This is a genomic window from Bradyrhizobium ottawaense, assembly GCF_002278135.3.
Taxonomy (GTDB): Bacteria; Pseudomonadota; Alphaproteobacteria; order Rhizobiales; family Xanthobacteraceae; genus Bradyrhizobium; species Bradyrhizobium ottawaense.
In genome coordinates, this window is the sequence record NZ_CP029425.2 from 4,921,845 (window position 1) to 4,948,371 (window position 26,527).

Sequence of the window (26,527 nt, forward strand, 5' to 3'; positions counted from 1 at the left end):
AAATGCCGTCATTCCGGGGCGCGCGAAGCGCGAGCCCGGAATCCATCGCGCCACGGCGTCTGTTGCAAGATGGATTCCGGGTTCGATGCTACGCATCGCCTCGGAATGACAAGCCTACTTAGGTCTCACTCCGTGTTTTCGGCAGTTCCGGAAAATCCTCCTCACGGAATTCCCGGCCGCGCAGCGGATCGTTGCGATCATCGTCGCGCTCCAGCCTGCGTAGCTGCACCCGGCGGATTTTTCCAGAGATCGTCTTCGGCAGCTCGGTGACGATTTCGAGGCGACGGATGCGCTTGAACGGGGCGAGCCGCGTGTGCAGGTGCTGGAAGATCGACAGCGCGGTCTCAGGCGTCCGCTCCGCGCCCGAGGTCAGCAGCACGAACGCCTTGGGGATCGCGAGCCGGATCGGATCCGGGCTCGGCACCACCGCGGCTTCTGCGACCAGCTCATGCTCGAGCAACACGCTCTCCAACTCGAACGGACTGATCCGGTAATCCGACGACTTGAACACGTCGTCGGAGCGGCCGACAAAAGTAAGATAGCCCTCGTCGTCTTCGAACACGACATCGCCGCTGCGATAGAGCTCGCCTTCGGCGCCGGAGAGCTTGCCGTCGTCGCTCTGATAGCCCTGCATCAGCCCGGCGGGGCGCTCGGCGCCGAGCACCAGTGTAACTTCGCCTTCCCTGGCGGGATGGCCGTCAGCATCGCTGATCTGCACGCGATAGCCCGGCAGCGGCCGGCCCATCGAGCCGATCTTGATCTTCTGGCCCGGCGAGTTGCCGGCGAGCGCGGTGGTTTCGGTCTGGCCGTAGCCGTCGCGGATGGTGAGCCCCCAGGCGGCCTGCACCTGGTCGATCACTTCCGGGTTGAGCGGCTCGCCGGCGCCGCAGACCTCGCGCAAGCTCACCTTGAAGGAGGCAAGGTTCTCCTGGATGAACAGCCTCCACACCGTCGGCGGCGCGCACAGCGTGGTGACGCCGCAGCGGCCGATGGTGGCGAGCAGGCCCTTAGCATCGAAGCGCGGCTGGTTGACCACGAACACGGTGGCGCCCGCATTCCACGGCGCGAAGAAGCAGCTCCAGGCATGCTTGGCCCAGCCGGGCGAGGAAATGTTGAGATGGACGTCACCGGGCTTCAGCCCGATCCAGTACATGGTCGACAGATGGCCGACCGGATAGCTGCGCTGGCTGTGCCGGACGAGTTTTGGTTTTGCCGTGGTCCCCGAGGTAAAGTAGAGCAGCATCGGATCGTCGGCATTAGTCGGGCCGTCGGCGCTAAAACTCTCCGGGGCCTTTGCGGCCTCATCATAGGAGAGCCATCCGTCGTGAGCCGTGCCGACCACGATGCGAACGATGTTCTCGGCACCAAGGTTTGCGAACTTCGCGACCTGATCCTCGGCGGCGATCACCGCCTTGGCCTTGCCGCGATCGAGGCGATCGCGCAGCTCGTCCGCGGTGAGCAGCGTGGTCGCGGGGATCACGACGACGCCGAGCTTCATCGCCGCCAGCATCGTCTCCCACAGCGGAACCACATTGCCGAGCAGCAGCAGAAGATGATCGCCGCGGTTCAGGCCCTGCGCGCGGAGGAAGTTCGCCACCTGGTTCGAGCGCTTCGAGAGCGCCGCGAAGGACAGTTTTGTCTGCCGGTCCTGCGCGGCGTCGACGATCCAGAGCGCGGGCCGGTCCTTGGCTTCGGCGTCCTTCGCCAGCTCGTCGAACCAGTCGAGCGCCCAGTTGAAGGGCACCGGATCCGGCCAGCGGAAGCCTTTAACCGCTGTCTCGTAGTCCGTGCGGTGCTTGAGCAGAAACGCGCGCGCGTCCTGAAATGTCGTCATGTTCCGGGCCCGTCGAAATGATCTTCGAACGTAACCCGGATGGAGCGAAGCGCAATCCGGGGCCGGCTACGCCATTGGAAGCAGCTGACCCGGATTTCGCTTCGCTCCATCCGGGCAACGAAGCCTCGCTATTTTCCAGCGAGGCTGCGAACGTGCTTGATAATTCCGGAAAAATCCACCCCACCTTGCCCGGCTGCGTCGAAAGACTGATAGATCTCCTGCGCATGCTTGCCGAGCGGGGTGGCCGCGCCCGCAGCCTTCGCGGCGTCCTGCGCCAGCGTCAGATCCTTCACCATCAGCGCCGAGGCAAAGCCCGGCTTGTAGTCGTTGTTCGCGGGCGAAGTCGGCACCGGACCCGGCACCGGGCAATAGGTCGTCAGCGACCAGCACTGGCCGGACGAGGTCGAGGCAACGTCGAACAGCGCCTGATGCGAGAGCCCGAGCTTCTCGCCGAGTGCGAAAGCTTCGCTCACCGCGATCATGGAAATGCCGAGGATCATGTTGTTGCAGATCTTGGCCGCCTGCCCTGCGCCGGCGCCGCCGCAATGCACGATCTTCTTGCCCATGTTCTCCAGCACGGGCTTTGCCGCCGCGAATGCACTCTCCTCGCCGCCGCACATGAAGGTGAGCGTCGCGCCCTTGGCGCCGCCGGTGCCGCCGGAGACCGGCGCATCCACCGAGAGCACGCCGTGCTTGCCGGCGAGCGCATGCGCCTGCCTCGCACTCTCGACGTCGATGGTGGAGCTATCGATGACCAGCGCACCCTTGGTCATCGCGGGAAGGATTTCGTTCCAGACGCCGAGCACATGCTTGCCGGCCGGGAGCATGGTGACGACGACATCGGCGCCCTTCACCGCGCCCGCGGCGCTGTCAGCGATGCCGGCGCCGTCGGCCTTGGCCTGATTGCGCGAGGCTTCGACGAGGTCGAACGCGACCACCTTGTGGCCAGCCTTGACGAGGTTGGCCGCCATCGGGCCGCCCATGTTGCCCAGACCAATGAATGCGATCGTGGCCATTGTCGTTTCCTCCGCTTCAATCGTTGATTAGTTGAACTTCAGCTCGTCGGCGCCGATCTCGGCGAGATACGGCGCAAGCATCTCTGGCGTCACATCCTCGATCCGCGGCGGCGACCAGATCGGATTGCGGTCCTTGTCGATCACGGCCGCGCGCACGCCCTCGCGAAAATCATCGCTGCGGAACACCTCGAGCGCGGCACGGTATTCGCGCACCAGGCATTCCTCCAGGCTCGACGCGGTGCGCGCCAGTCGCAACAATTTCAGCGTCACCACCATGCCGCGCGGCGATTTTTCGTTGAGCGTCTTCAGCGTCGCCAGCGCGAACTCCGAGCCGTCACGTTTCAGAGCGGCAAAGATATCTTCCATCCGGTCGAAGCCGAACAATGCGTCGATAGCAGGCTCTTTTGCCGCGACCGGTCCCGCGGTCTCGGCCGTCGCAAAGCCGTTGATGAGCTTGCCAATATCGGCCGCAGTTACGCCTGGACGAACCTTGGTCAGCGCCTCGCGCAGCTCCGGCCATTTGGCCGTCGGCACCACGGCGTCGGCGAATTTGGCGTGGATCGCGTCGGGCCCGTTCATGGTCTGGCCGGTCAGGCCGAAGTAAGTGCCGATCTCGCCCGGCGAGCGCGACAACAGAAAGGTGCCGCCGACGTCAGGGAAGAAGCCGAGCCCGACCTCGGGCATCGCGAGCTTGGTGCGATCGGTGACGATGCGATGGCTGGCATGGGCGGAAAGCCCGACGCCGCCGCCCATCACGATGCCGTCCATGAAGGCAATATATGGCTTTGGGAATTTCTTGATCCGAGCGTTTAGGATATATTCCTCGCGCCAGAGGATCTTGCCGAGGTCGCCGTTGACCTTCGAACTCTCCCAGAGCGTGCGGATGTCGCCGCCGGCACAGAGGCCGCGCTCCCCGGCACCTTCCAGCACGATCACGGCGACGGCGGAATCGGCCTCGAAGCGATCGAGCGCCTTGTCGATGTCGCGAAACATCTCCAGCGTGACGGCGTTGATGGCCTTGGGACGATTGAGCCTGATCACCCCGGCCGCGCCCTCGACGCGCGCGACCAGATCGCCCTCTTCCACCGAACTCATCGCGCGCCCTCGATCAGTTTGCGCGCCACGATGAGCCGCATGATTTCATTGGTGCCTTCGAGGATCTGGTGCACGCGCAGATCGCGCACGATCTTCTCGATCCCATATTCGCTCAAGTACCCGTAGCCGCCGTGAAGCTGCAGCGCACGGTTGGCGACCTCGAAGCCGACATCGGTGCCGAAGCGTTTTGCCATCGCGCATAGCATGGTGGCATCGGGGTCCTTCCGGTCCAACGCCGCGGCGGCGCGCCACAGGAAGGTGCGCGCGGCCTCGAGCTCGATCGCCATGTCGGCGAGACGGAATTGCAGCGCCTGGAATTCGTCGAGACGCTTTCCGAAGGCCTTGCGCTCCTTCATGTAGGCGCGCGCCTTGTCGAGCGCGGTTTGCGCGCCGCCCAGCGAGCACGCGGTGATGTTGAGGCGGCCCCCATCGAGACCGGCCATCGCGATCTTGAAGCCGATGCCCTCCTCGCCGAGGCGGTTGGTAACAGGCACGCGGGCGTTCTCGAACATCACGGCGCGGGTCGGCTGCGCGTTCCAGCCCATCTTGCGCTCATTGGCGCCGAAGGAGACGCCCGGCGTCTTGCCGTCGATGACGAGGGTCGAGATGCCGCCGGGGCCATCGCCGCCGGTGCGCACCATCGCGACCAGCAGATCAGTACCGCCGGCACCGGAGATGAACTGCTTCTGGCCGTTGAGAACGTAGTGATCGCCATCGCGCACCGCGCGGGTGCGGAGCGCCGCGGCATCCGAGCCGGCGCCCGGCTCGGTCAGGCAGTAGCTGGCGATCAGCTCCATCGAGCAGAGCTTTGGCAGCCATGTATGGCGCTGGGTGTCGCTGCCGAAGGCATCGATCATCCAGCTCGCCATGTTGTGGATCGAGATGAAGGCGGAGGTGGTCGGGCAGCCCGTCGCCAACGCCTCGAAGATCAGCGCCGCGTCGAACCGCGTCATCGCGGATCCCCCGACATCCTCACGGATGTAGATGCCGCCCATGCCGAGCGTGGCGGCCTCGCGCATCACGTCGACGGGGAAGTGCTTCTCCTCGTCCCAGCGCAGCGCGTGCGGCGCGATCTTCTCCGCCGCAAACGCCAACGCCATGTCGCGAACCGCGATCTGATCCTCGTTCAGAGCGAACTGCATGCTGCCGTTACCCTCTTGCCCCATCGTCATTGCGAGCGCAGCGACGTGTCCGCCGAAGCCTTTGGCGAAGGCGGAAGCAATCCAGGCTGCCTCCGCGGAAAGACTCTGGATTACTTCGTCGCTACGCTCCTCGCAATGACGGGCTGGGCAACAGCCCTACTTCATCAGCGGGATCGAGAACTCCGCACCTTCCTTGACGCCGGACGGCCAGCGCGAGGTCACCGTCTTGGTCTTGGTGTAGAAGCGGACCGAGTCCGGACCGTGCTGGTTGAGATCGCCAAAACCCGACTTCTTCCAGCCGCCGAAGGTGTAATAGGCAATCGGCACCGGGATCGGCACGTTGATGCCGACCATGCCGACATTGACCTTGGCTGCGAAGTCGCGGGCGGCGTCGCCGTCGCGGGTGAAGATGGCAACGCCGTTGCCGTAGTCATGCTCGGACGGCAGCGCCAGCGCTTCCTTGTAATCGTGCGCGCGCACGACCGAGAGCACCGGGCCGAAGATCTCTTCCTTGTAGATCCGCATATCCTTGGTGACGTTGTCGAACAGCGAGCCGCCGAGATAGAAGCCGTTCTCGTAGCCCTGCATCTTGAAGCCGCGGCCATCGACGGCGAGCGTCGCGCCTTCCTTGATGCCGATGTCGATGTAGCCCTTGACCTTCTCGACCGCCTCGCGCGTCACCAGCGGGCCGTAATCGGCGGACGGATCGATCGAGGTGCCGATCTTGAGCGACTCGACGCGCGGGATCAGCTTTTCCATGAGACGGTCGGCAGTGGACTTGCCGACGGGGACCGCGACGGAGACAGCCATGCAGCGCTCGCCGGCCGAGCCGTAGCCGGCGCCGATCAGCGCGTCGACCGCCTGGTCCATGTCGGCGTCCGGCATGATGATGGCGTGGTTCTTGGCGCCGCCGAAACACTGGCAGCGCTTGCCCGTTTGAGCTGCGCGCTCATAGATGTACTGCGCGATCGGGGTGGAGCCGACGAAGCCTACAGCCTTGATATCGGGGTCGTCGAGGATGGCGTCTACCGCCTCCTTGTCGCCGTTGACGACGTTGAGGATGCCGGCCGGCAGGCCGGCCTCGATCATGAGTTCGGCGAGCAGCATCGGCACGCCGGGATCGCGCTCGGAGGGCTTGAGGATGAAGGCGTTGCCGCAGGCGATCGCGGGCGCGAACTTCCACATCGGGATCATCGCCGGGAAATTGAACGGCGTGATGCCGGCGACGACACCGAGTGCCTGGCGCATCGAATAGATGTCGATGCCGGGGCCGGCGCCTTCGGTGTATTCGCCCTTCATCAGATGCGGGATGCCGCAGGCGAACTCGGCGACCTCGAGGCCGCGCTGGATGTCGCCCTTGGCGTCCGGCACAGTCTTGCCGTGCTCGCGGGCGAGCAGCTCGGCCAGCTTGTCGTAGTCGCGCTGAACCAGCTCGACGAATTTCATCATGACGCGGGCGCGGCGCTGCGGGTTGGTCGCGGCCCATTCGGGCTGTGCTGCGCGGGCGTTCTCGACGGCGGCCCGGACCTCGGCCTTGGACGCCAGCGCCACCTTGGCCTGGACGTCACCGGTCATCGGCTCGAAAACGTCGGCGGTGCGGCCCGAAGTGCCCTTTACTTCCTTGCCACCGATGAAATGTCCGACTGAACGCATGGAATGATCTCCTTGAGGCCGAGCTTGAACGCTTTGACAAATCCTATCGACCTGCATTTTATAGGATTCAAGTCTGAGATAATGCACCATAGATGTGCGAAAATGCTGGATCAAGGCGCTATCGATTGGGACGACTTTCGCTTCGTGCTGGCCATCGTGCGGGGCGGCTCGGTTTCGGCTGCGGCAAAACAGCTCGGGGTCGACCATGCCACGGTGATCCGCCGCGTCGACCGGCTGGAGAAGCACCTCTCGGCCAAGCTGTTCGACCGGCGCAAGACCGGCTACCTCCTCACCGAGGCCGGCCAGCGCGTCGCCGATAGCGCGGAAGCGATGGAATCGACCATCGTTGCCAACCAGGAGCAGGTCGGCGGCTCCGTGGCGCGGCTGACGGGGACGGTGCGGATCGGCGCGCCCGACGGGTTCGGCACGGCCTTCCTGGCGCCGCGGCTGGCCCCCTTCGCCGACCGGTATCCCGATCTCGATCTGCAACTTGTGGCCACCGCGCGGCTGTTCAGTCTCTCCAAGCGCGAGGCCGATATCGCCATCAGCCTGACCATGCCGAAGGAAGGCCGCATTGTCGGCCGCAAGCTGCTCGACTACCGCCTCGGCCTCTATGCCGCACCTGGCTATCTCGATCGCTTCCCCGCGATCACCTCGCGGCAGGATCTGCCGCAACACCGCTTCGTCGGCTACATCGAAGAGCTCTTGTTCACGCCGGAACTCGATTATCTGCCGCAGGTGTCGCCGCGGATTTCGGCGCGCTTCCGCAGCGCCAATCTGATCGCACAGCTCAATGCCACGCTGTCGGGCTTCGGCATCGCGGTGCTGCCGCACTTCATGGCGAGCGATTATCCGCAACTCGTTCCGGTGTTGCCCGAGGAGATCTCGATCACGCGGACATTCTGGATGCTGATGCACGCCGACAGCAAGGATCTGGCGCGGATCAGGGCGGTGGCCGATTACATCGGGGAGATCGTGGAGCGCGAGCGAGCGCTGTTTGCCGGACGCACTTCGTAGGGTGGGTTAGCCGAAGGCGTAACCCACCACGCCTGCCTCCGCGGAAATCGAAGAGGTGGACTACGCTTCGCTAATCCACCCTACGCATTCAACGGCACCTCGGCTAGCTCTTCGCCTTCTTTGGCGCAGCAGCCTTCGGCTCGCGCTTCACGCCCTCCAGCGCACTGTCCCTGCCCACCTTCAACACCTCGTCGGAGAGCTCGCTCGACCCTGCAATGCGCGCCAGCAGCATGGTGCCGGCCATCGTCGCCAGCGTCGCAACCGCCTGCTTGCGTGCGGCCTTGCGCGGCATGTTCGGAATGTTGTCCGCCAGCACGTCGATCATCTCGTCGAGCTTGCCGGCAAAGGCCTTTCGCGCCTTCGGGCTCTCGCGGGCAATCTCGGCACCGAGCGCCGGGATCGAGCAGCCATGGCCGGGATTGTCGCGATGCAACGCCGACAGGTAGGCCTCCGCGATCATCGCCAGCCGCTTGTCCGGCGAAACCTCGTCGGTGATCTTGCGCCAGTGTTCCATCGAGCGGTCCATCGCGTAACCGAACGCCTCGATCACCAGCGCCTCGCGGGAATCGAAATGCGCGTAGAAGCCGCCATGGGTCAGGCCCGCCTCCTTCATGAGGTCGGCCACGCCGATGCCATGGGCGCCCTTTTCGCGCAGCCGCACAGAGGCCCTCTTCACGATACGGTCGTGGGTTTCCTGCTTGTGTTCCCGGGAGTAGCGCATGCGGTTCTCATTGAATGTCGATGGTCATCTCATAACACGCAAATGACGAAAAGGGTGCATTAATTCATGTTAAGTTGCTTCCGATCATGGAAAACGTCGCGGTTGCGTGCACCGCAAGGGCGCCCTTGCCGTCCCGGACGAAGCCTTCGGCGTAGCTGGTCTGCCGCCCCAGCTTGATCACCTTGCCTTCGGCCGAGATCAGGCCTGAGCGAACCGAGAGCGGACGCAGGAAGGTCATTTTCAGGTCGAGCGTCACGGAGCTCTGCCCGGCTTCCAACCGGGTCGAGATCGCGCATCCCATCGCGGTATCGAGCAGCGCAGCTGCTGTCGCGCCGTGGATGAGGCCAATGGTATTTTCGAGATCCTCGCGCGGCTCCAGTTCCATGACGATCCGGCCCGGCTCGACCACCCCCACCGTGAAGCCGATCAGTTTTGCAAAAGGCGGCGGCGGCAGCCGGCCATCGCGAATGCCCAGCATGGCGTCCATGCCCGACAGGCCCATCGCTACTTTCGCGACCGGCGCCGGCACCTGCCAGTCCACCACGCGCTCGCGACGCTGTGCGGGCGAAAACAGATCGAGTTGGTCGGGTTCAGTCATGGGATCCCTTTTGTATGTTACTCGTCATACTATGCCACGGACTTCGCCCTTGCAACTCGCCCCACCCCGCTTGACAACAAGGACGTTTCGGCCCGGAAGTGGCACCGACCCGCGCGCCTCGCGCCTGTCCACGAAACCTTCGAGATGCCACGATGGAAATGCTCACCCCCCACTGCGGCGTGACGCGCGATACGCGCGGCGTCGTTCATGTCGCGATCTGCAACGCCGGCCCGCTCAATATTCTCGGCTCGCCGGTGATCGACGACGTGCGCGAAGGCCTGCAGCAGCTCAGCTCGGACCGCAGCATCCGCGTCGTGGTGCTGCGCGGCCATAGCGAGAGGAGCATGATCGGGGGCGCCGACATCAAGGAGATGGCCAAGCTCGACCAACGATCGGCCGAAGCCTTCATCAGCCGCCTGCGCGACCTCTGCGAGGCCGTGCGCGCCTTCCCCGCCCCGGTGATCGCGCGCATGCCCGGCTGGTGCCTCGGCGGCGGCCTCGAAGTCGCCGCCGCCTGCGATTTCCGGATTGCCGCGCATGATGCGCATTTCGGCATGCCGGAGGTTCGCGTCGGCATCCCCTCGGTGATCCACGCAGCGCTGTTGCCCCGTCTGATCGGCTGGGCCCGCGCGCGCTGGCTGGTGATGACGGCGGAGAATATCGACGCGCCGACGGCGTTCGCCTGGGGCCTGGTCGACAAGGTGGCGCCCGAAGACGGCCTGGATGCGGAGATCGAGCACTTGGTGAAAGCATTGCTCGAATGCGGCCCCGAAGCGCTGCGCTCGCAGAAGGCGCTGCTGCGGCAGTGGGAGGAACTGCCGCTGACGGAGTCGGTGAACCTCAGCGTCAAGGTGTTCGGCGAGTCGTTCCTGACGGACGAGCCGACGCGGCTGATGCAGGCGTTTGTGAACAGGAAACGGTAGGATGCAGGCTTCGGTGCCCCGGACGCAGCGCAGCGCCGCTTTGGCGGTGCGCTGCTGAGCCGGGGCCCACGCACCAACGAGGCCGGCGCGACTCTGGGTCCCGGCTCTGCGACGCGACGTTGCTCGCCGCGCCGCGTCCGGGACACGGATGAGGAAACAGCGCCGCAACAAATCTCATCCGACCCACGACATTTTCTCATCCCTGCCACGGTTGCATTTTTTGCGCCGCATCATATGATGATCATAATCCTACACATCACCTCCAGGGAGCCCCATCATGGCCGAAGCCGCCGATCCCGTCGTCATCCTCTCCGCCGCCCGCACCCCGCTCGGCCGCTTCATGGGCGAGCTCTCGCCGCTCCCCGCCCACAAGCTCGGATCGCATGTGATCGGCGCGGCGCTGGAGCGCGCAAAACTTGAACCCGAGAAAGTCGACGAGGTCTTCATGGGCTGTGTGCTGCCGGCCGGACAGGGCCAGGCACCCGCCCGCCAGGCGGCGCGCGCGGCCGGGCTGCCCGATGCCACCGGCGCGACCACGGTCAACAAGGTCTGCGGCTCCGGCATGAAGGCGACCATGCTCGCGCACGACATCATTCGCGCCGGCTCGGCCGAGATCGTCGTCTCCGGCGGCATGGAAAGCATGAGCAATGCGCCCTATCTGCTCGCCAAGGCGCGCGGCGGCTATCGCGTCGGCCATGACCGCATCATCGACCACATGATGATGGACGGGCTGGAGGATGCCTACGAGACCGGTCGTTCGATGGGCGATTTCGGCGAGGCCACCGCGGAGACGTACCAGTTCACCCGCAAGGACCAGGACGCCTATGCCATGGAGACGCTCAGCCGCGCCCGCAAGGCTGTCGAGGGCGGCGCGTTCAAGGTCGAGATTGCGCCGATCACGCTCGCGGAAAAGGCCGGTCCCCGCATCGTCGCCAATGATGAGCATCCATTGAAGGTCGATCCGGCGAAGATCCCGGGCCTGAAGCCGGCATTCCGCGCCAACGGCACCATCACGCCGGCCGCGTCCTCCGCCAATGCCGACGGCGCCGCCGCGCTGGTGCTGACGAAGCGGTCGCTCGCCGATCGGGGCGGCCTGCCCGTTCTCGCGGAGATCAAGGGCCACGCCACCCACAGCCAGGAGCCGCAATGGTTCACCACGGCGCCGATCCCGGCGATCCGCAAGCTGCTCGACAAGGTCGGCTGGGCTGCCTCCGATGTCGACCTGTTCGAGATCAACGAGGCCTTTGCCGTGGTGGCGATGGCGGCGCAGCGTGACCTCGGCATTCCCCGCGACAAGCTGAACGTCAATGGCGGCGCCTGCGCGCTCGGCCATCCCATCGGGGCCACCGGGGCGCGACTGATCGTGACGCTGCTGCATGCGCTCGAGGCCCAGAATCTCAAACGCGGTATCGCGGCCCTCTGCATCGGCGGCGGCGAAGCCACGGCGATCGCGGTGGAGCGGCTGGCGCGCTGAGCGCGGGTGTCCGAAATTAAGGGAAGTCTGTCATTTCAGACTTCTCCTTCCTGTGCCAGACTGCAACGATGACGCGGGTCCCTCGGGGCTCGCCACCCACATTGAGGCCCAATGATCTCGAACTGGCTCGCGGCAGCATTGTCCCGCCGCAACATCCATTACGGCTGGGTGATGGTCGGCGTGACCTTCCTTGCCGCGCTGATCAGCGCCGGCACGGTCGGCGCGCCCGGCGTGTTCATCGTTCCGCTTCAGAAGGAGTTCGGCTGGAGCACGGCGGAGATCTCTTCCGCGCTGTCGATCCGTTTCATCCTGTTCGGACTGATGGCGCCATTCGCGGCCGCCCTGCTCAACCGCTACGGGCTGCGCAACGTCACGCTGGCGGCACAGCTGATCGTGGTCTCGGCGCTGGTCGCATCGCTCGGCATGACTCAGGTCTGGCAGCTCGTCGCCCTCTGGGGCGTGGTGATCGGCATCGGCACCGGCATGACCGCGCTGGTGCTCGGCGCAACCATTGCCACGCGCTGGTTCGCGGCACGGCGCGGCCTCGTCGTCGGCATCATGACCGCGAGCGTCGCCACCGGCCAGCTCGTGTTCCTGCCGCTGCTCGCAAGCCTCACCGAACGCTACGGCTGGCGGCTGGCGCTCGGCTTCGTCTGCATCATGCTCGGCGTCTCTGCGCTGGCCGTCCTGCTTGCGATGCGCGACCGGCCGAGCGATCTCGGCCTGCGCCCGTACGGCGACGAAGGCACCGAGCCCCTGCCCGCCCCGCCCGTGAGCCACGGCTCGATCACGGGCGTGGCGCTCGGCACGCTGCGCGATGCCTCGAAGTCGACTGCATTCTGGATCCTGTTTGCGACCTTCTTCGTCTGCGGCGCTTCCACCAACGGCCTCGTCCAGGTTCACCTGATCCCGATGTGCCTCGATTTCGGCATCCCGCAGGTGCAGGCCGCGAGCCTGCTCGCAGCCATGGGCATCTTCGACTTCTTCGGCACCATCATGTCGGGCTGGCTGTCGGACCGCTACGACAATCGCTATCTCTTGTTCTGGTACTACGGCCTGCGCGGGCTCTCGCTGATCTTCCTGCCGTTCAGCGACTTCTCGTTCTATGGCCTTTCGATCTTCGCGATGTTCTACGGCCTCGACTGGATCGCGACGGTGCCGCCGACGGTGCGTCTCACCGCGCAGAAATTCGGGCCCGAGCGCGCCAATCTGGTGTTCGGCTGGATCTTTGCCGGCCATCAGCTCGGCGCCGGCACCGCGGCGTTCGGCGCTGGTCTCTCGCGGACGGTCTATGAGAGCTACCTGCCCGCGTTCTTCATCGCCGGCGCGCTCTGCGTGTTCGCCTCGCTGATCGTGCTGGCGCTGTCGCGGCAACCGAAACTACAGCCGGCGGCGGCCTCAGCCTAGTACCGGATCGTGGTGGTGACGCCGAACACCGCGGCGTCACCGATCCTGGAAATACCGCTCGGATCGTTCGGATTCGCGATGCCGCCGGAGGGACGGAACACATATTGAAAGTAAGGCGCGATCAGCCAGCCCGGCTTGATGTGCGCCTCGTAGATCATCTCGATCAGCGTCTCGTTGCTGCGCACCGGGCTTCGGATGCCGGTGAAGGCCTGCGTGTCGACGTCGAGATTGCGCGCGCTGTTCGAGATCCGCATGTAAGCCATGGCCACGCCGAAGCGGTCGAGCGGGCGGCCCGGCGTGAAGCCGACGAAGCCGATGCCGCCGTCCATATAGAGGTCGATCAGATTGCGATCCGGCGGGCTGTAGGCGATGCGGCCGAACGCGGTGATGCCGGGGAGCGAGGCCGACGTGCTGGTCTCGGTGACCTCAGGCGGACGATACAGCACCTGCTCGATCACGGCGAAGATGCCGTAATTGCCGTTGAGCCTTGCGGGAATGCCGCTGCCGCCGGGATCGGCGATCGACATCCCCTCCGCCGTCAAGCGCTGGCTGTCGAACGAGCCGTAATGCTTCCACGCGCCCGGCGTGAAATTGCCGGCGAGCCGACGGCCGCCGATATCGATGTCGTAGTTGAAGCGGACCTGCCCGATCACCCACGGCGGATCGTTGACGCGGAATGCCAGGCCATGATGATCGCGCAGCTGAGGATCGACATCGCCGGAGCCGGACGGATCGCCGTTGAACACCGCACCATACGCGGTGATCTTGTCGGTCAGTGCGGCCTTGATGCGAATGCCGGGCACCGCGATCGGCGGCGCCGGGCCGCCGGCCGGAAGGTTGGACGCCTTGATCGCGGGCCAGCCGAAGGTGCCGTTGACGAAGAGGTCGTCGGTCTGGCTGTCGAAGAACTCGACATCGGCGGCCTGCTGGCCGGCCCTGATGTTCAGGCGGTCATTGAAAAAGCTCTGCTCGAAATAGGCGTTGTAGAGCCGCTGGTCCGGCAGCGCCTCGATCTCGCTGATGGTGGCGAGGTTCATCACGTAGTTGCGGCTGAGCCCCTGGCCGTAGATGACGAGAGCATTGGCGTAAAAGCGGCCGCCGGTCCAGCCGACCAGTCTGTCGAGATCGGCATCGACCGACAGATCGAGCCGGCCGAAATGGATGGCGCCACGCTTCACGCCGCCGGCGGCGTTGGCGATATTGTCTGCGATATAGGTGGCGCCGAAATTCAGGCCCTTGCTGGCAAGGCCGTCGTGCCATTCGTTGAACCATTTGGGAAACAGCCATGCGGCCGCGCTTTCGTCCTTGGCACCGGCGAGCGCGCTCGTCGCCGTGCAGGCCAGGGCGATCGCGGCCGCCACGGATATTTGGGTCCCCCAACTCACGATCGACACACGCTACTTGAAGATACCGGTGCGCCGCATGAAGAGATAGGCCGCAGTAACCGAGCAGGCCATCAGCACTGCCGCCCACAAAAATCCGCTTTCGACCTCGGTCAGCGGCAGGCCCTTGGTGTTCATGCCGAAGATGCCGGTGACCAGCGTCGGCGGCAGCAACAGCGAGGTCACGATCGAGAGGGTGTGGAGATGGCGGTTGCTCTCCTCCTCGTTCTTGAAGCGCAGCTCTTCCTCGAGCAGGCGGCTGCGCTCGCGCAGCTCGACGATGTCGTGATCGAGGCCATCGAGCCGCTGCGCAAGCTTGCCGGCCTGGATCCGCAACGCCGGCGACAAATGATCGGTGTTCTTCTGATCGAGACGGTGAAACAGCGTGCGCAATCCGGTGAGCTGCCGATGCAGCCGCACGCAGGTGCGGCGGAGCCGGCCGAGATTGCGGCGCATCTCGGGCCTCGCGTCATCGGCGAGGATGCGCTCCTCGATATCGTCGATCTCCTGGCCGAGCTTGTCGGCCATCCGGTCCAGCGTGTCCGCGACCTCGTCGACGATCTTTTCGAGCAGATGAGCGACGTTGTCGACGCGGTAGCCGCCTTCGAGCACCCGCCGCGTGGCGTCCGCCGAGCACAGCGCCTGATGGCGGCCAGAGACCAGCAGCCGCTCGGTCATGGCGAAGCGCAGGAACGCGGTCTCCTCCGTCGCGCTGTCGATCTCGCGCACGAGATCGGAGAACACACCATAGACGCAATGGTCGATGACGTGAAGCTGCTGGAAGGTGTCGCTCGACAGCAGCAGTTCGCGTGCAAGCGCCGGCAGCTGCGACGCCGCGATCCAGGGCCGCGCCCGCGCGTCGGTCAGGTTGAAATGCAGCCAGAGCCGGCCGTCATGGCTGAACTCGATCGGCTGGTCGACCGGCAGCGCCTCGGCACTGCCGTCGCTGTGCAGGCGGAAGGCCCAGACCAGGCCGGGAATGGCGGGTTCGGCGTTCGATAATGCGCTGGCAAGCTTTGCCGGCTCAGCCATGGATAGCCCCAACCGTCAACAACTGCCCCGTTTCGGAAGATGGCTGACGGCATCTTCCGGACCCCACGCGGGTACTCAATTACGCCAGTGTTACAGTTTGATGATGCCGCCCTATTCCGCCGCCAGCCCGGTCGCGGCCGCCTCGGCTTGCCTGATGTAGTCATGGACGACGCGGCCGAACGGCAGCGTCAGATCGGCAATGTAATGATGCGCGCCGAGGCAGCGGCGGACCGGGAAATCGGCGACCGGCGCGTTGACATGAGGCACCAGGTGCAGCCGGCCCGGCCCCATCCAGGAGCCCTTCGGCACGATGTCGACGAGGTTGATCGCGACCAGCTGGCAGACCTCGAGACGACCGTCGACGCCCGGGATCATCTTCAGATTGATCTGCGTCTTCGACAGCGTGGCGCGGGTGAGGTCGCCGTTGCCGGCCATGCTCTCGTGCTTGTAGCCCATGGTGCCCATGGCGACGAGCTGGCCGGCATATTCCAGCGTGCCCGTCAGCGTGTCCTTGACGATTTCGAGCTTGGGATGGGCGTATTTCTTGGGAAAGCCCCAGATCTCGCGGCCGGCGGCGATCGGCGGATCGTCGTCGAGATACATCTGCGAGACGAAGTTGACGTCCTCGCCGTTGAGGCGCGCGGGAATGACGAGGCCGGATTCGGTATAGCTGCCGAAGCCGGAGGAGTCAGGCATCTTGATCCACTCGTAATGCGCGATCGGCTGGTCGATCGGCTGCAACGGCTCAGGCAGGCCGGCACGGATCAGCTCCGGGTCGGTCTCGTAGGTGATGACGAGGAATTCGCGGTTGACGAACCGATACGGACCGGCCGGATAGCTCGGCCCCGCCGCGGGCATGGACGGAAGTCTCAGCACGTCTTCGCTTCGCATCGCTGGTCTCCTGTGTTCCTGATCGGCGGCAATTGCTAGCGATCCTCATTGACTGCGATGTGAAGCTTTTCCGTCGGGCGCACGACCCCTGCCGTTGCAGCGTGGTCGGTCTGCGTTGCCGGCGATGCATCGGCGCCGCCTTGTCATCACGCCGTCACCACGTGACGCAATCGTCTGGCGCAAGCAGGAGGCATCGCCATGGACGCCCGCACGTCGCAACCGACATATCAGAGCCATCAGGCGCCCTCGCGGGGCTGGCGGCCCGAGCGCTGCGATCGCGTCGCGCTGGTGCTGCAGGGCGGCGGCGCGCTCGGCGCCTACCAGGCCGGTGTCTACCAGGCGCTGCACGAGGCCGGCATCGAGCCGGACTGGGTCTGCGGTGTCTCGATCGGCGCGATCAACTCCGCCATCATCGCCGGCAACAAGCCGGAAAAGCGGCTCGAGGCGCTGCGCATCTTCTGGGAGCGCATCACCAACCGCAAGATCTGGCACTACACCCCCGACGGCGACGTCTTCCGCCAGTGGCGCAATCTCACCAGCGCCTGGATGACCTCGGCGATGGGCCAGCCCGGATTCTTCACCCCGCACCAAATGAATCCCTGGTTCAGCCCGGTCGGCGCGCGCACCGCGACCAGCTATTACGACACGATGCCGCTGAAGGAGAGCCTGCTCGAGCTGGTCGACTTCGATCTCATCAACGAGAAGAGGGTCCGCTTCGCGGTCGGCGCGGTCAACGTGCTCTCGGGCAATTTCATCTATTTCGACAATTCCCATGACGAGATCGAGCCGGAGCACATCATGGCCTCCGGCGCCCTGCCCCCGGCGCTGCCGATGGTGCGGATCGGCACCGATCATTTCTGGGACGGCGGCATCGTCTCCAACACGCCGCTGCAACACCTGCTCGACCAGGAGGATGCGCTCAATTCGCTGGTGTTTCAGGTCGACCTGTTCAGCGCGCGCGGCGTGCTGCCGCGCTCGATCCAGGACGTGATGGCTCGCCACAAGGACATCATGTATTCCTCGCGCACGCGCCACAACACCGACGTCTATCGCCGCACCCACAATCTCAAGGTCCTGCTCCACAAGGCGCTGGCGAAGCTGCCGGACGAGCAACTGTCCGACGAGGAGCGCAAGCTGAAGACGAGCCTGTGCCACATGCCGGAGATCGCGATCCTGCATCTGATCTACCAGCAGAAGGCCTATGAGGGCGACGCCAAGGACCACGAGTTCTCGGGCACCTCGATGCGCGAGCACTGGACCAGCGGCTATGAAGACACCAAGCGCACGCTGAAGCGCCGCGACTGGATCAAGATGCCGGAGGAAGGCATGGGCCTCGTCGTGCACGACGTGCACCGGGAGACGGAGAGCGCGTAAGGGACGCTTGTGTCCCGGACGCGCAGCAACGCCTTGAGCGTTGCTGCGCCAAGCCGGGACCCAGAAGCTACACGGTTCGTCGCGATCATGGGCTCCGGCTCTGCAGCGCAACGTCGAAGGGACGCTGCGCTGCGTCCGGGGCACGAGACTGCCCATAAACATGATCCATTCGGAAGACACACTATCGCATTCTCGCGGCTCATTTCGCCCGAGCTTTGCTCTCGTCGTTGCCCTTCTTGTTCAGAAAGGGCGCAGGGAAGGCCGGGCGCCGGCTGGCACCCGCGGTCCCGTGTGCGAACAAGACGCGCACGGGTTGGACAACAGGTGTAGCCGGGCGACCGGCCTTCCCTGCGCGGATGGCTTTACGGCTTATGTCGCGCTCTCCCCGGGGAGCGATGCACTATTGCCCCCGTCGCGTTGCGGATGACTGATGTGCTGACCCGGTTGAGCCGCAACATCACCGCAACACTTGACGCACAGACCCCGGGCGTCAGGACCACACGATTTTGCCGTCCGCGCACATCCCCGTTCCTGTCCCCGATGGCTTGCGTGCGCTCACCATCGTGGCCGAACCAAGGACGCCGTCAGCGCCGTGTCGTATCGCGCGTGCAGCTGCTCACGGGGATTCCCGCCCTGCAGCCTGCCCAGCGCGCCGACGCCGTCGCGGCCACCGCCTCCCGGCCCGCGTCTCGTGACGATCGCGAAACGCCCCTTATGGCGGGCGGGATGAGCCATTGATACGACATATCCGAAATTCGGTAAATAGGAATGTTTTTGCGTCGAGGGATTGACAGGGTGTTTTGCCCGACGGGCGGGGTGCCACCGCAACTGAATATTCGATGCAATGGTGTAATGGGCCTTCGGGTCCCTCTCGCAACCACCGGGGTGGAACAACAGCAGATCGTTTCGAGCAAGTCGCTTCCTGATGGAGGCGCCGGGCTCCTGGATGGCGGAGGTCGCGATCGAATTGAACAAGGAAGCGAAGTGACGCCGATCTTCGCGCATGCGCAACAATTCTCCATACGCAGCAATCGTTCTCCGCTTGGTGGAGCGGCATCGCAGCCGCTATCGTTGCCTTCAGGCCCTAGGACTCCCCAAGTTCTCGCGCCTGAGGACCGCCGCCTCGGCCCCTGGACGTTGACAGTCCCCGAGCAGCTGGCGGCGGTCCTTTCTCCTGTCTCGGCCGCGCCCCGATTTGCAACAGTCGGTTGCTGAGACGGGCCGAGCCGAGGCAGACGATTTGCGGACCCGCTAAGTCATTGATCCCTTTTGTGACCCGAACTGGAAGGACAAGCCTTTTTCCGAGTCCCAATCTCTCGGCTTGGGATAGAGGTCAGCCACCTCCGGACCCAAATCGGCCGTGCAAGGCCCCAAAACAAACCGCAGGAGGCGCCGCGGTAGGACGTCGATTGAAGGAATGTCGTTAGCTACCGCATCAGGTGGAAATCAGGGCGGGCTGGCGCTAACGGCGGCCACAGAAGCGCCCGAACGATGAGCGGAATACCAACGGCCAAAGGTATCAACCAGTACATGAAATGAGGCAGGTCCTTCCAAAGTGGAAGCTGCTTTCCGTTGTCCACGTAGAAGGCAACCAGCATCAGGATATACGACAGGCCCATCCCCGCGATATGGACCCTGACCCAATACCGCCAGCGGTGCCGGAGCGCAGTGCGACCGATCCAGGCGCAGGCGAACGACAACGTACCGAGGACGAACAAGTGATAGTTTTCGGCCCAGCGCATAAGCGACAGTAACGTCGCGGACGCGAAGAGCGCCAGCAGACACCAGAAATAGATCGTTCCAAGCCTAGAATGACGCCCGCGACGCTTCTGACTCGACATTGCGATTGCGCCGATCGCAACGCTCGCAAGGCCCAGGGGGATATGCACCCCGAAGATCAACGCCAGAAAGAAGTGGTCGGTTGATGGAATTTCGATGCCCGCCACGATGGTCGTTTCTTCGCCTGTCATGGCGTTACTCCCATCTTGCAATTCAACATCGACTAAGCGGCGAAGAGGGTCGTTTGACGGCGAACGCTACGGCGCCGCAGACAATGCAAAGCATGCAGCAGCCGATCAGGACGACTGCATAGCTTCCCGTCCAATCGGCGCTTGCTGCGAAAGGCAGCGGGCCGAACGCTGCGCCGGCAATGCCAACCCCTTCGGGCCGCGCCCGCCAGGGACGAAGAGCGCGCCTGGTCAAGCGTTCGAGCCGCGACATGGAATACTCGTCAGGTCAATTGCCCGTCAATTTTCCCCTGCGCAGCTTCGTCAATGGTGCTGACGGTAATTCTCCGGAATTGCCGTTGCGTCTGTCCCGGTCTGGGATGGGCCATTCAATGCATCCACTTCGAGACGAGACGACTGCCCCTTTGTCCGCATCGTACATTGAGTCTGGAGATGATCATGCGCAACATTGCATCGGCGATTGCAATCGTGATCGCGTTGAGCGCGCCGGCTTTGGCTCAGAAGGCCGAGATCGAAGCGAACAATGCGAAATGGATAGAGATGTTCAACAAGGGAGATTTTTCCGGGATTGCATCCCTCTACAGCGCTGATGCGACCGCGCTCCCGCCGGGCTCCGCGATGGTGCAGGGTCGACCAGCCATCGAGGTCATGTGGAAAAGCATGGCTGAACAAGTGACCGATCCGAAGCTCACAACGGTGGATGTCAAGCCACTCGGTTCTTCCGCGGCCCGTGAGATCGGCACGTTCGTCCTGAAGACCAAGGGATCGACACCGCAGGAAGTGACCGGAAAGTATGTCGTCGTCTGGGAGAAGGTCGGAGACGACTGGAAGCTCGCCACCGACATCTGGAACGACGGCAAGTAGCCGTCTTACGTCCAAACCAGCGCTTGCGCAAAAAGCAGGAGGGATCAAACCGACGCGCGTGTTCATTCGCCGTTGTCATTCGATACGCAGGCGCTATCGTGCGCATGCGGCGCAGCCGCGACGTTCATCCGATAATTCTGGTCATGGGAGAATCGCATGAAATTCATAACCACCTGGAGCGTACCTCAAGGCACCTTCAATGCAGCCGTCGCCCGCTTTCTCGAGACCGGTGGCGCACCACCCGAGGGCGTCAAGATGCTGGGCCGCTGGCATGGCATGAATGGACAGGGATTCGCGATCTCTGAATCGAGTGATCCAAAAGCCATGTATCGTTGGCTCGCGCAATGGTCTGACCTGCTCCCGTTGACCGTCACGCCCTGCCTTGAGGACGGAGACGCGGGCGAGGTGATGGCGTCGCTTCCCAAGCGTTGATCATCAAGCGTTGATCATCAAGCGGGCGAAGGGTTTTCTGAACCAGCTCATCCACTGAAGCGCGATGAGATTGGGATGAATCGTCATCGCGCTTTAGTTTATTGCTTGAGCATGAACTTTTCGGAAAACCTCTGCGCACTTTTCCGGATCATGCTCTAGGGTCCAGCCGTCTCCTGGACTCTCCGGAGAGCGGCTACTTCGCGTCCTTGTTCAATTCGATCGCGACCTCCGCCATCCAGGAGCCCGGCGCCTCCATCAGGAAGGATTGACGGTTACTCCTGGTCTGGATCGTCACCAGCGCGGCCACTGTGTTTCCCTCTATTCGCGCCTCGATCAGGCCGTCCTTGTTGGTGCCGTAGACCTTGCCGCCCTGCCGGTACTCGCTCTCGAACCAGTTGCCGGAAAGCTCCGTCCCGCTCTGCTCGATGTTCGCGGACAGGACCATCTTGTACGCATCGCTTGCGCAGCGCAGGTCGAGTGTCAACGACCGTCCCGGCCTGGTGACGTTGTACGCCACCTTGCAGCGAACCTTCTCGCGCGGACCGTCCGACGGCTTCATGGTGCCGATGCCCGACCATGCGCCGGCCAGACTGTCGAACACCGGCTCTGCGCGCAGCGGGCCGGTGCCGACGAGCACGAGCCAGGCCGCGCCAATGCTCATGCGCGCCGCCAAAACCTTCAATCGCATTCTGCCAATCCTGATCTGTAAAGTCCGAGCGCGTTCTACGCCCTGATGGCCGCGGGAAGTTGTCGAAGATGTTTAGAAATGTTGCAGAGATTGCCTGAACGTTGCCGGGATCGACACATCAGCCGGTAATGAAGCCGATATCGCCGCGGCAAGTTCCCGTCGGTCCCGCTCGGCCGCAAATGCCCCGCGGGAGCGCAGGGCAATCGCATACGGCATTTTCCGCCAGCCGAGCGCGCGCCTCGTCCTTCGAGACGACCGCTTTGCGGTCTCCCAGGATGAGGCTAAGCGGCATCGGTGCCCGTTGAGAGTGCTGCCGCACACTCCGTCCTCATCCTGAGGCCCGCCAACGGCTTGCGCCTCGAAGGATGGCCACAGAGAACGTCGCCGGAGCGAAATCCCGCCTCAGTTCGGACCGGGCATATTGCCCGCGAACTGCGGATAGCACTCGCGCAGTTCCTCGCGGATTCGCCCCCGGATCAAAGTAAGCGTCGCCTCGTCCGGCAGCGGCGTCGTGACCTCGCATCTCTCGTTGTCGTACGAGAATCCCGTCGTGCCTCGAATGTCGCGCCAACCATATCCCGGATGCGTGCTCTCGAGGCGGAAACGTCCCGCTTCCCGGTCGAAGGAAAACAACGCCGCATTGGTCAGCAGGGCATGAGGGCCGCCTCGCCGATAGACCGTCTCGTCGGTAACTCCAGGCGCGGAGACGAAGTCCACGCGCTCCACCAGGGATCGCAGGCTGTGCTCTTCGCGGAACAGAATGACCCGCGGCACCAGGAAGTACAGATAGGCGGAGCCGAACGAGCCGGGCCACCTGACCGGATTGTTCGGATAGTCGCCGGTGCCAACGAGATTGACGTTGCCCTGACCGTCGATCTGGCCGCCGCCGAGAAAGAAGGCGTCAAGGCGCCCCTGCGCAGCGCAATCGAACAGCTCCTCGGCACCGCCAGTGAAGGAATTGTGCTTGACCGACCCGAGGATCGAGACCTGCACGTGCTCCAACCCGTCACGCTGGTTGAGCGCGCGCAAGAGCATCGCTCCCGCCGCCGGCATCGGCGAGGATTGGCCGACTGCAACATGCCGCACGCCCTTCAGCAGCCGCGAGATCGTGTAGATCATCAACTCGCGGCTGGTGCACGCCTCGCTCATGCCGCGCTCCTCGCGCCCCGCATGTAGGCCTGGAACCCTTCCGGCGAGCGCGCCGCGCGCGCGTATTTCTCGACTTCCTGTCCATCCCTGGGATATTCGGCGTAAAGCCCGGTGGGCCATCCACCGTTCTTCAGCTGTGCCACCGCGCTCACATAGATCGCGGGCAGGACGCCCGCGGCCATCTTCTCGTCCTCGAGCAGCGACGTCTCGGAGATGCGCTCCACGGTCACGAAAGCCCGCTTCGACGCATGGGCCAGCAGCATCGTTTCGCGCCGGCGGCCCAGCCGCACATTGCCGAACCTGTCTGCTTCAGGCGCATGAAACAAAGCGACATCGGGCTGGATCGCCGAGACCACGACGATCTTCTCGCCGTCGTCGAACGGATTGGACGTCACCTTCCAGTCGTCGCGCTTCTCCAGGACGTCGCTGCCGATGATGCCGCGGATCGGCATGAACGGAACGCCCTTCTCCGCGGCCGTCAACCCTGCGAACACCGCGGGACAAGTGGCATCACGGAGGCGAATAGATCCGTCGCGGACAGCCCGGCTGAAGCAGGGCGCGCCGCCGGCTTCGCCGAGACTGACGGCGCTCGTCTCCAGCGTTGCCACGGCGCCGGCGCCGATGAGCATGTCGACCTGCATGCCGCCGATCGGTGCGCAGACCACATGGAGATCGCGAATGCCGCGATCGATCAGCATCCGAACCAGTCCTGGTGCCGCGGCGTAATCGTCCGGCGCCAGGCCGAGCTTGCATCCCGAGGGTATCATCTCCGCCATCTCTCGCGGCGTTACGAAGTCTGTCATCTCTTCACCTCTCCCTCGATTTCCAGTCAGGCCCATCGAACAAGATCGACGTCCGGACACGTCCGCATCATTTGAGCCGTGGCGCCGCCGGTTGTGAACATGCGAATCCGGTCAACCACGTCCCATGTTGTAGAACTCCGGGTTCGGACGCATGCTGGTGACGTTGGCAAGCCGGTTGGAGAGACCGAAGAAGGCCGAGATCGCGGCAATGTCCCAGATGTCGTCTTCCGTGAACCCGTGCGATTTCAGCGTGGCGAAATCGGATTCGGAAACCTTGTAGGCCTCGGTCGAAACGCGCACGGCGAAATCGAGCATCGCCTTCTGCCGGTCGGTGATATCCGCCTTGCGGTAATTGACCGCGACCTGGTCGGCGATCAGCGGATCCTTGGCGCGGATCCGCAGGATCGCGCCATGGGCGACGACGCAATACTGGCATTGATTGAGGTTGCTGGTCGCAACCACGATCATTTCCCGCTCGGCCTTGGTGGTGTTGCCGGGCTTGTCCATGAGCGCGTCGTGATAGGCAAAAAATGCGCGAAACTCGTCCGGCCGGTGCGCCAGCACGAGAAAGACGTTCGGGATGAAGCCGGACTTCTCCTGGACGGCGACGATGCGGGCGCGGATGTCCTCTGGCATGTCGGCCAGATCAGGGACAGGGAAGCGGCTGATGGCAAGTGCCTGGGTCATGGCCTGGTTATCCTCGGTACTCGTCGATGGAAATCGGTACGATCACGCGTTCCTTCGCCTGGATCATGGCGAGAAATCCTCGCGCGAAGACGTCGAGCGCGTCGGGGCGCCTTTCCAGCTTCGCCCGCAGCACCGCGCCCTCCCAGCCGATCCAGAAGAACTGCGCGAGGCTGTCGCAATCGACGCCTTCGGGGACGTCGCCCGCCTGCTGCGCCGCGCGGAGGCAGCGTGAGGTCCGCGCCTCCCAATCCCTGAAGACGGCGGCGAGGCGCTTTCGGAACGGCTCCGGCAGCGCCCCCATCTCTTGCCCGAGATTGCCGACGAGACAGCCACGTCGATAGCCGTAGCGAGCCATGCCCGACCGCGCGTCTGCGATGAAATCGCGCAGGCGATCCAGCGGAGCCCGCTCTATGTCGTCGAACCATCGATCCAGCTTGCGGGCGAAATAGGCGGCATAGGCATCGATCAGCTCGAGGCCAAAAGCCTCCTTGCTGCCGAAGTAATGATAGAACGACCCTTTCGGCACGTCCGCGGAATCCAGGATCTCCTCGACGCCGACGGCGCTGAATCCCTTCTCGGTCAGTATAGCAACGCCCGTCCGCAACAGACGCGCGCGCGGCGCATTCGGCTGCGACTGGTCCTTGGGAGGACGCCCCCGTCGGCGCGGCTCTGGAACCGAGGCTGCTCTATTCATCATGATTTATTAGACCGACTGTCTTGCAAAATCAACCGCTCGTCGTCCCAAGGCTCAACTCTCCCGCGGACCGCATTCGTCACCGGCTGCAGTTCGAGACATCTTGCCGTTAGACTCCCCGCGCCAAACGTGGACAATAACCCGGGCACGTTACGTGCGCAGTGCACACCAAGATGCGCCAGGGGAAACGAAAATGCCGGCTGCCTTTCCGTCGTCCGAACCCACCATTCCGACCGCTCCCTTGACGGCCGAGATGCGCGATGCGTTGCGCGTGATCGTGGGTGAGAAGGGCCTCATCGAGGACGCGCACGGCAAGCAGCCATTCGTGACGGATTGGCGGGGACTGCTGGTTGGCGGTGCCGGCGCCGTCGTCCGTCCTGGCAGCACCGAGGAGGTCTCGAAAGTGGTCCGGCTTTGCCATGAGCACGGCGTCGCCATCGTGCCACAGGGTGGCAACACCGGCCTGATGGGTGGGGCAACGCCCTGGCCTGCACACACCGGCATCGTGTTGTCGCTCGGCCGCATGAACCGCGTGCTGGACGTCGATCCCGTCGGCTATGCGATGACGGTCGAGGCCGGCTGCGTGCTGCAGACACTTCAAGAGACGGCAAGCCGGCACGACAGGTTCCTGCCGCTCAGCCTCGGCGCCCAGGGCTCGTGCATGATCGGCGGCAATCTATCGACCAACGCCGGCGGCGTGCAGGTGCTGCGCTATGGCAATGCCCGCAATCTCGTGCTGGGTCTCGAGGTCGTGCTGGCGAGCGGCGAGATCTGGGACGGATTGCGCGCGCTCAAGAAGGACAACACCGGCTATGACCTCAAGCACCTCTTCATGGGCGCCGAGGGCACGCTGGGCATCATCACCAAAGCCGTGCTCAAGCTGTGGCCGGCGCCGAAGGACGTCTCTACGTCGTGGCTGGCGATCCGCGATCCGCGCGCGGCCCTCGAGATCCTGTCGGAAGCGCACAGCGCGTCCGAGGACAATGTCGGCTCCTGCGAGCTGATGAGCCGGGCCGCCATCGACATGGTGCTGCGCCATATTCCCGGCACCCAGGATCCTCTCAAGGCCGACACGCCATGGTACCTGCTGCTGGAATGGTCGTCCTCGCGGGCGCGCCAGGACGGCGCGGAGGGCATGTCCGAGAAGATGGAGCAGTTTCTTGGCCATCAACTCGAGGCCTGCCGCGTGCTCGATGCGGTGATCGCCCACACGGTCGGTCAAGCGCGCAACATGTGGCGCATCCGCGAAAGTGTCGCCGAGGCGTCCCGGGCCGAAGGTCCGGGGCTCAGCTTCGATGTGTCGGTGGCCATCTCCAAGATTCCGGAGTTCATCGCCAAGGGCACCACGGCGGTGCTCGACATTCTCCCGACCATCAGGCCCTATCCTTTGGGGCACATCGGCGATGGCAATCTGCATTTTTCGTTCATGGGGCCATCAGGCATGGATCAGCAGACGCTGACCCAATACAAGGGGGCCATCACGCGGGCCGTGAACGATCTCGTCACCTCGATGGGCGGCTCGATCTCGGCGGAACACGGCATCGGCATCGACAAGCTCGACGAGCTCAGCCATTACCGCTCGAAGACCGAGCTCGACATCATGCGAACCATCAAGCGCGCGCTCGATCCGCAGAACATCATGAATCCCGGCAAGGTGCTGCGGCTGTGACCGACGCTGCGCCCC

25 protein-coding genes are annotated in these 26,527 nt (G+C 64.2%); 8 read left to right on the forward strand and 17 right to left on the reverse strand.

The features are described 5' to 3' along the window. Nucleotides 1-118: 118 nt before the first annotated feature. The 5 genes from CIT37_RS23700 to CIT37_RS23720 form a co-directional block, all read right to left on the reverse strand. On the reverse strand, nt 119-1,834 hold the full coding sequence (locus CIT37_RS23700; protein WP_038972542.1) for an AMP-binding protein: 1,716 nt from the start codon (nt 1,832-1,834) through the stop codon (nt 119-121). Between the two features lie 128 nt (nt 1,835-1,962). Further along, on the reverse strand, nt 1,963-2,850 hold the full coding sequence (gene mmsB, locus CIT37_RS23705; RefSeq protein ID WP_018319883.1) for a 3-hydroxyisobutyrate dehydrogenase: 888 nt from the start codon (nt 2,848-2,850) through the stop codon (nt 1,963-1,965). 27 nt (nt 2,851-2,877) lie between these two features. Further along, a complete protein-coding gene (locus CIT37_RS23710; RefSeq protein WP_095425920.1) occupies nt 2,878-3,945 on the reverse strand; it encodes an enoyl-CoA hydratase/isomerase family protein in 1,068 nt (355 codons plus the stop codon). Continuing rightward, complete coding sequence (locus tag CIT37_RS23715) at nt 3,942-5,087, reverse strand: isobutyryl-CoA dehydrogenase (protein WP_095425919.1); 1,146 nt, start codon at nt 5,085-5,087, stop codon at nt 3,942-3,944. Before CIT37_RS23715 ends, CIT37_RS23710 begins: the two co-directional genes overlap by 4 nt. A gap of 156 nt (nt 5,088-5,243) precedes the next feature. Then, on the reverse strand, nt 5,244-6,740 hold the full coding sequence (locus tag CIT37_RS23720; protein WP_038946438.1) for a CoA-acylating methylmalonate-semialdehyde dehydrogenase: 1,497 nt from the start codon (nt 6,738-6,740) through the stop codon (nt 5,244-5,246). A 102-nt stretch (nt 6,741-6,842) separates the two neighbouring features. Here CIT37_RS23720 and CIT37_RS23725 point away from each other — a divergent pair, with 102 nt between their 5' ends. Continuing rightward, the gene (locus tag CIT37_RS23725; RefSeq protein ID WP_028145124.1) at nt 6,843-7,757 is read left to right on the forward strand and encodes a LysR family transcriptional regulator; all 915 of its coding nucleotides are present in this window, start codon (nt 6,843-6,845) and stop codon (nt 7,755-7,757) included. A gap of 103 nt (nt 7,758-7,860) precedes the next feature. Here CIT37_RS23725 and CIT37_RS23730 read toward each other — a convergent pair whose 3' ends face one another. Together CIT37_RS23730 and CIT37_RS23735 are read right to left on the reverse strand one after the other, a co-directional pair. Continuing rightward, complete coding sequence (locus CIT37_RS23730) at nt 7,861-8,478, reverse strand: TetR/AcrR family transcriptional regulator (protein ID WP_095425918.1); 618 nt, start codon at nt 8,476-8,478, stop codon at nt 7,861-7,863. A 64-nt stretch (nt 8,479-8,542) separates the two neighbouring features. After that, nucleotides 8,543-9,076, reverse strand: coding sequence for a PaaI family thioesterase (locus tag CIT37_RS23735; RefSeq protein ID WP_038946436.1), 534 nt, complete (start codon nt 9,074-9,076; stop codon nt 8,543-8,545). A gap of 152 nt (nt 9,077-9,228) precedes the next feature. Here CIT37_RS23735 and CIT37_RS23740 point away from each other — a divergent pair, with 152 nt between their 5' ends. The 3 genes from CIT37_RS23740 to CIT37_RS23750 all read left to right on the forward strand — a co-directional run bounded on the left by CIT37_RS23740 (nt 9,229) and on the right by CIT37_RS23750 (nt 12,880). Beyond that, complete coding sequence (locus tag CIT37_RS23740) at nt 9,229-9,999, forward strand: enoyl-CoA hydratase (RefSeq protein ID WP_038946434.1); 771 nt, start codon at nt 9,229-9,231, stop codon at nt 9,997-9,999. A 277-nt stretch (nt 10,000-10,276) separates the two neighbouring features. Continuing rightward, nucleotides 10,277-11,473, forward strand: a complete 1,197-nt coding sequence (locus CIT37_RS23745; RefSeq protein WP_095425917.1) for an acetyl-CoA C-acyltransferase — start codon at nt 10,277-10,279, stop codon at nt 11,471-11,473. Nucleotides 11,474-11,584: 111 nt separating this feature from the next. After that, entirely contained in the window at nt 11,585-12,880 is a 1,296-nt protein-coding gene (locus CIT37_RS23750) for an MFS transporter (RefSeq protein ID WP_095425916.1), read from the forward strand. Here the strand turns inward: CIT37_RS23750 and CIT37_RS23755 are convergent. The 3 genes from CIT37_RS23755 to CIT37_RS23765 form a co-directional block, all read right to left on the reverse strand. Then, nucleotides 12,877-14,247, reverse strand: coding sequence for a carbohydrate porin (locus CIT37_RS23755; protein ID WP_404517177.1), 1,371 nt, complete (start codon nt 14,245-14,247; stop codon nt 12,877-12,879). The two genes, CIT37_RS23750 and CIT37_RS23755, sit on opposite strands and share 4 nt — an antisense overlap. A 30-nt stretch (nt 14,248-14,277) precedes the next feature. After that, nucleotides 14,278-15,294 (reverse strand): transporter, encoded by a 1,017-nt coding sequence (locus CIT37_RS23760; RefSeq protein ID WP_028145131.1) that lies wholly within the window; start codon nt 15,292-15,294, stop codon nt 14,278-14,280. Nucleotides 15,295-15,405: 111 nt separating this feature from the next. Next, nucleotides 15,406-16,185: an acetoacetate decarboxylase gene (locus CIT37_RS23765; protein WP_028145132.1), complete on the reverse strand. Its 780-nt coding sequence runs from the start codon at nt 16,183-16,185 to the stop codon at nt 15,406-15,408. Nucleotides 16,186-16,383: 198 nt separating this feature from the next. Between CIT37_RS23765 and CIT37_RS23770 the strand changes: the two genes are divergently transcribed. Beyond that, complete coding sequence (locus CIT37_RS23770) at nt 16,384-17,559, forward strand: patatin-like phospholipase family protein (RefSeq protein ID WP_095425914.1); 1,176 nt, start codon at nt 16,384-16,386, stop codon at nt 17,557-17,559. 555 nt (nt 17,560-18,114) lie between these two features. Here CIT37_RS23770 and CIT37_RS23775 read toward each other — a convergent pair. Both CIT37_RS23775 and CIT37_RS23780 read right to left on the reverse strand, forming a co-directional pair. Continuing rightward, the gene (locus CIT37_RS23775) at nt 18,115-18,564 is read right to left on the reverse strand and encodes a hypothetical protein (RefSeq protein ID WP_152036348.1); all 450 of its coding nucleotides are present in this window, start codon (nt 18,562-18,564) and stop codon (nt 18,115-18,117) included. Nucleotides 18,565-18,986: 422 nt separating this feature from the next. Beyond that, nucleotides 18,987-19,529, reverse strand: a complete 543-nt coding sequence (locus CIT37_RS23780; RefSeq protein WP_050995584.1) for a hypothetical protein — start codon at nt 19,527-19,529, stop codon at nt 18,987-18,989. Nucleotides 19,530-19,964: 435 nt separating this feature from the next. Here CIT37_RS23780 and CIT37_RS23785 point away from each other — a divergent pair, with 435 nt between their 5' ends. Both CIT37_RS23785 and CIT37_RS23790 read left to right on the forward strand, forming a co-directional pair. Next, complete coding sequence (locus CIT37_RS23785; RefSeq protein ID WP_028145136.1) at nt 19,965-20,390, forward strand: YybH family protein; 426 nt, start codon at nt 19,965-19,967, stop codon at nt 20,388-20,390. Between the two features lie 156 nt (nt 20,391-20,546). Next, entirely contained in the window at nt 20,547-20,822 is a 276-nt protein-coding gene (locus CIT37_RS23790) for a DUF3303 domain-containing protein (RefSeq protein ID WP_018319867.1), read from the forward strand. 193 nt (nt 20,823-21,015) lie between these two features. On the opposite strand, the gene CIT37_RS23795 is transcribed toward CIT37_RS23790, so the two are convergent. The 5 genes from CIT37_RS23795 to acuR form a co-directional block, all read right to left on the reverse strand. Further along, nucleotides 21,016-21,510, reverse strand: a complete 495-nt coding sequence (locus CIT37_RS23795) for a hypothetical protein (RefSeq protein ID WP_028145137.1) — start codon at nt 21,508-21,510, stop codon at nt 21,016-21,018. Nucleotides 21,511-21,912: 402 nt separating this feature from the next. Next, nucleotides 21,913-22,659, reverse strand: coding sequence for a CoA-transferase (locus CIT37_RS23800; RefSeq protein WP_095425913.1), 747 nt, complete (start codon nt 22,657-22,659; stop codon nt 21,913-21,915). Next, nucleotides 22,656-23,462, reverse strand: a complete 807-nt coding sequence (locus CIT37_RS23805; protein ID WP_038946428.1) for a CoA transferase subunit A — start codon at nt 23,460-23,462, stop codon at nt 22,656-22,658. The genes CIT37_RS23800 and CIT37_RS23805 overlap by 4 nt, the downstream gene beginning before the upstream one ends. A 111-nt stretch (nt 23,463-23,573) precedes the next feature. Continuing rightward, entirely contained in the window at nt 23,574-24,149 is a 576-nt protein-coding gene (locus CIT37_RS23810; RefSeq protein WP_038946427.1) for a peroxidase-related enzyme, read from the reverse strand. Nucleotides 24,150-24,156: 7 nt separating this feature from the next. Next, a complete protein-coding gene (gene acuR, locus CIT37_RS23815; protein ID WP_085971601.1) occupies nt 24,157-24,846 on the reverse strand; it encodes an acrylate utilization transcriptional regulator AcuR in 690 nt (229 codons plus the stop codon). Between the two features lie 190 nt (nt 24,847-25,036). Here acuR and CIT37_RS23820 point away from each other — a divergent pair, with 190 nt between their 5' ends. Then, complete coding sequence (locus CIT37_RS23820; protein ID WP_095425912.1) at nt 25,037-26,512, forward strand: FAD-binding oxidoreductase; 1,476 nt, start codon at nt 25,037-25,039, stop codon at nt 26,510-26,512. Nucleotides 26,513-26,527 lie beyond the last annotated feature (15 nt).

Coding starts and splice junctions, on each gene's coding strand:
- CIT37_RS23700 (WP_038972542.1), bottom strand. CDS start 1,834: ATGACGACATTTCAGGACGCGCGCGCGTTTCTGCTCAAGCACCGCACG.
- mmsB (WP_018319883.1), bottom strand. CDS start 2,850: ATGGCCACGATCGCATTCATTGGTCTGGGCAACATGGGCGGCCCGATG.
- CIT37_RS23710 (WP_095425920.1), bottom strand. CDS start 3,945: ATGAGTTCGGTGGAAGAGGGCGATCTGGTCGCGCGCGTCGAGGGCGCG.
- CIT37_RS23715 (WP_095425919.1), bottom strand. CDS start 5,087: ATGCAGTTCGCTCTGAACGAGGATCAGATCGCGGTTCGCGACATGGCG.
- CIT37_RS23720 (WP_038946438.1), bottom strand. CDS start 6,740: ATGCGTTCAGTCGGACATTTCATCGGTGGCAAGGAAGTAAAGGGCACT.
- CIT37_RS23725 (WP_028145124.1), top strand. CDS start 6,843: ATGCTGGATCAAGGCGCTATCGATTGGGACGACTTTCGCTTCGTGCTG.
- CIT37_RS23730 (WP_095425918.1), bottom strand. CDS start 8,478: ATGCGCTACTCCCGGGAACACAAGCAGGAAACCCACGACCGTATCGTG.
- CIT37_RS23735 (WP_038946436.1), bottom strand. CDS start 9,076: ATGACTGAACCCGACCAACTCGATCTGTTTTCGCCCGCACAGCGTCGC.
- CIT37_RS23740 (WP_038946434.1), top strand. CDS start 9,229: ATGGAAATGCTCACCCCCCACTGCGGCGTGACGCGCGATACGCGCGGC.
- CIT37_RS23745 (WP_095425917.1), top strand. CDS start 10,277: ATGGCCGAAGCCGCCGATCCCGTCGTCATCCTCTCCGCCGCCCGCACC.
- CIT37_RS23750 (WP_095425916.1), top strand. CDS start 11,585: ATGATCTCGAACTGGCTCGCGGCAGCATTGTCCCGCCGCAACATCCAT.
- CIT37_RS23760 (WP_028145131.1), bottom strand. CDS start 15,294: ATGGCTGAGCCGGCAAAGCTTGCCAGCGCATTATCGAACGCCGAACCC.
- CIT37_RS23765 (WP_028145132.1), bottom strand. CDS start 16,185: ATGCGAAGCGAAGACGTGCTGAGACTTCCGTCCATGCCCGCGGCGGGG.
- CIT37_RS23770 (WP_095425914.1), top strand. CDS start 16,384: ATGGACGCCCGCACGTCGCAACCGACATATCAGAGCCATCAGGCGCCC.
- CIT37_RS23775 (WP_152036348.1), bottom strand. CDS start 18,564: ATGCGCGAAGATCGGCGTCACTTCGCTTCCTTGTTCAATTCGATCGCG.
- CIT37_RS23780 (WP_050995584.1), bottom strand. CDS start 19,529: ATGACAGGCGAAGAAACGACCATCGTGGCGGGCATCGAAATTCCATCA.
- CIT37_RS23785 (WP_028145136.1), top strand. CDS start 19,965: ATGCGCAACATTGCATCGGCGATTGCAATCGTGATCGCGTTGAGCGCG.
- CIT37_RS23790 (WP_018319867.1), top strand. CDS start 20,547: ATGAAATTCATAACCACCTGGAGCGTACCTCAAGGCACCTTCAATGCA.
- CIT37_RS23795 (WP_028145137.1), bottom strand. CDS start 21,510: ATGCGATTGAAGGTTTTGGCGGCGCGCATGAGCATTGGCGCGGCCTGG.
- CIT37_RS23800 (WP_095425913.1), bottom strand. CDS start 22,659: ATGAGCGAGGCGTGCACCAGCCGCGAGTTGATGATCTACACGATCTCG.
- CIT37_RS23805 (WP_038946428.1), bottom strand. CDS start 23,462: ATGACAGACTTCGTAACGCCGCGAGAGATGGCGGAGATGATACCCTCG.
- CIT37_RS23810 (WP_038946427.1), bottom strand. CDS start 24,149: ATGACCCAGGCACTTGCCATCAGCCGCTTCCCTGTCCCTGATCTGGCC.
- acuR (WP_085971601.1), bottom strand. CDS start 24,846: ATGATGAATAGAGCAGCCTCGGTTCCAGAGCCGCGCCGACGGGGGCGT.
- CIT37_RS23820 (WP_095425912.1), top strand. CDS start 25,037: ATGCCGGCTGCCTTTCCGTCGTCCGAACCCACCATTCCGACCGCTCCC.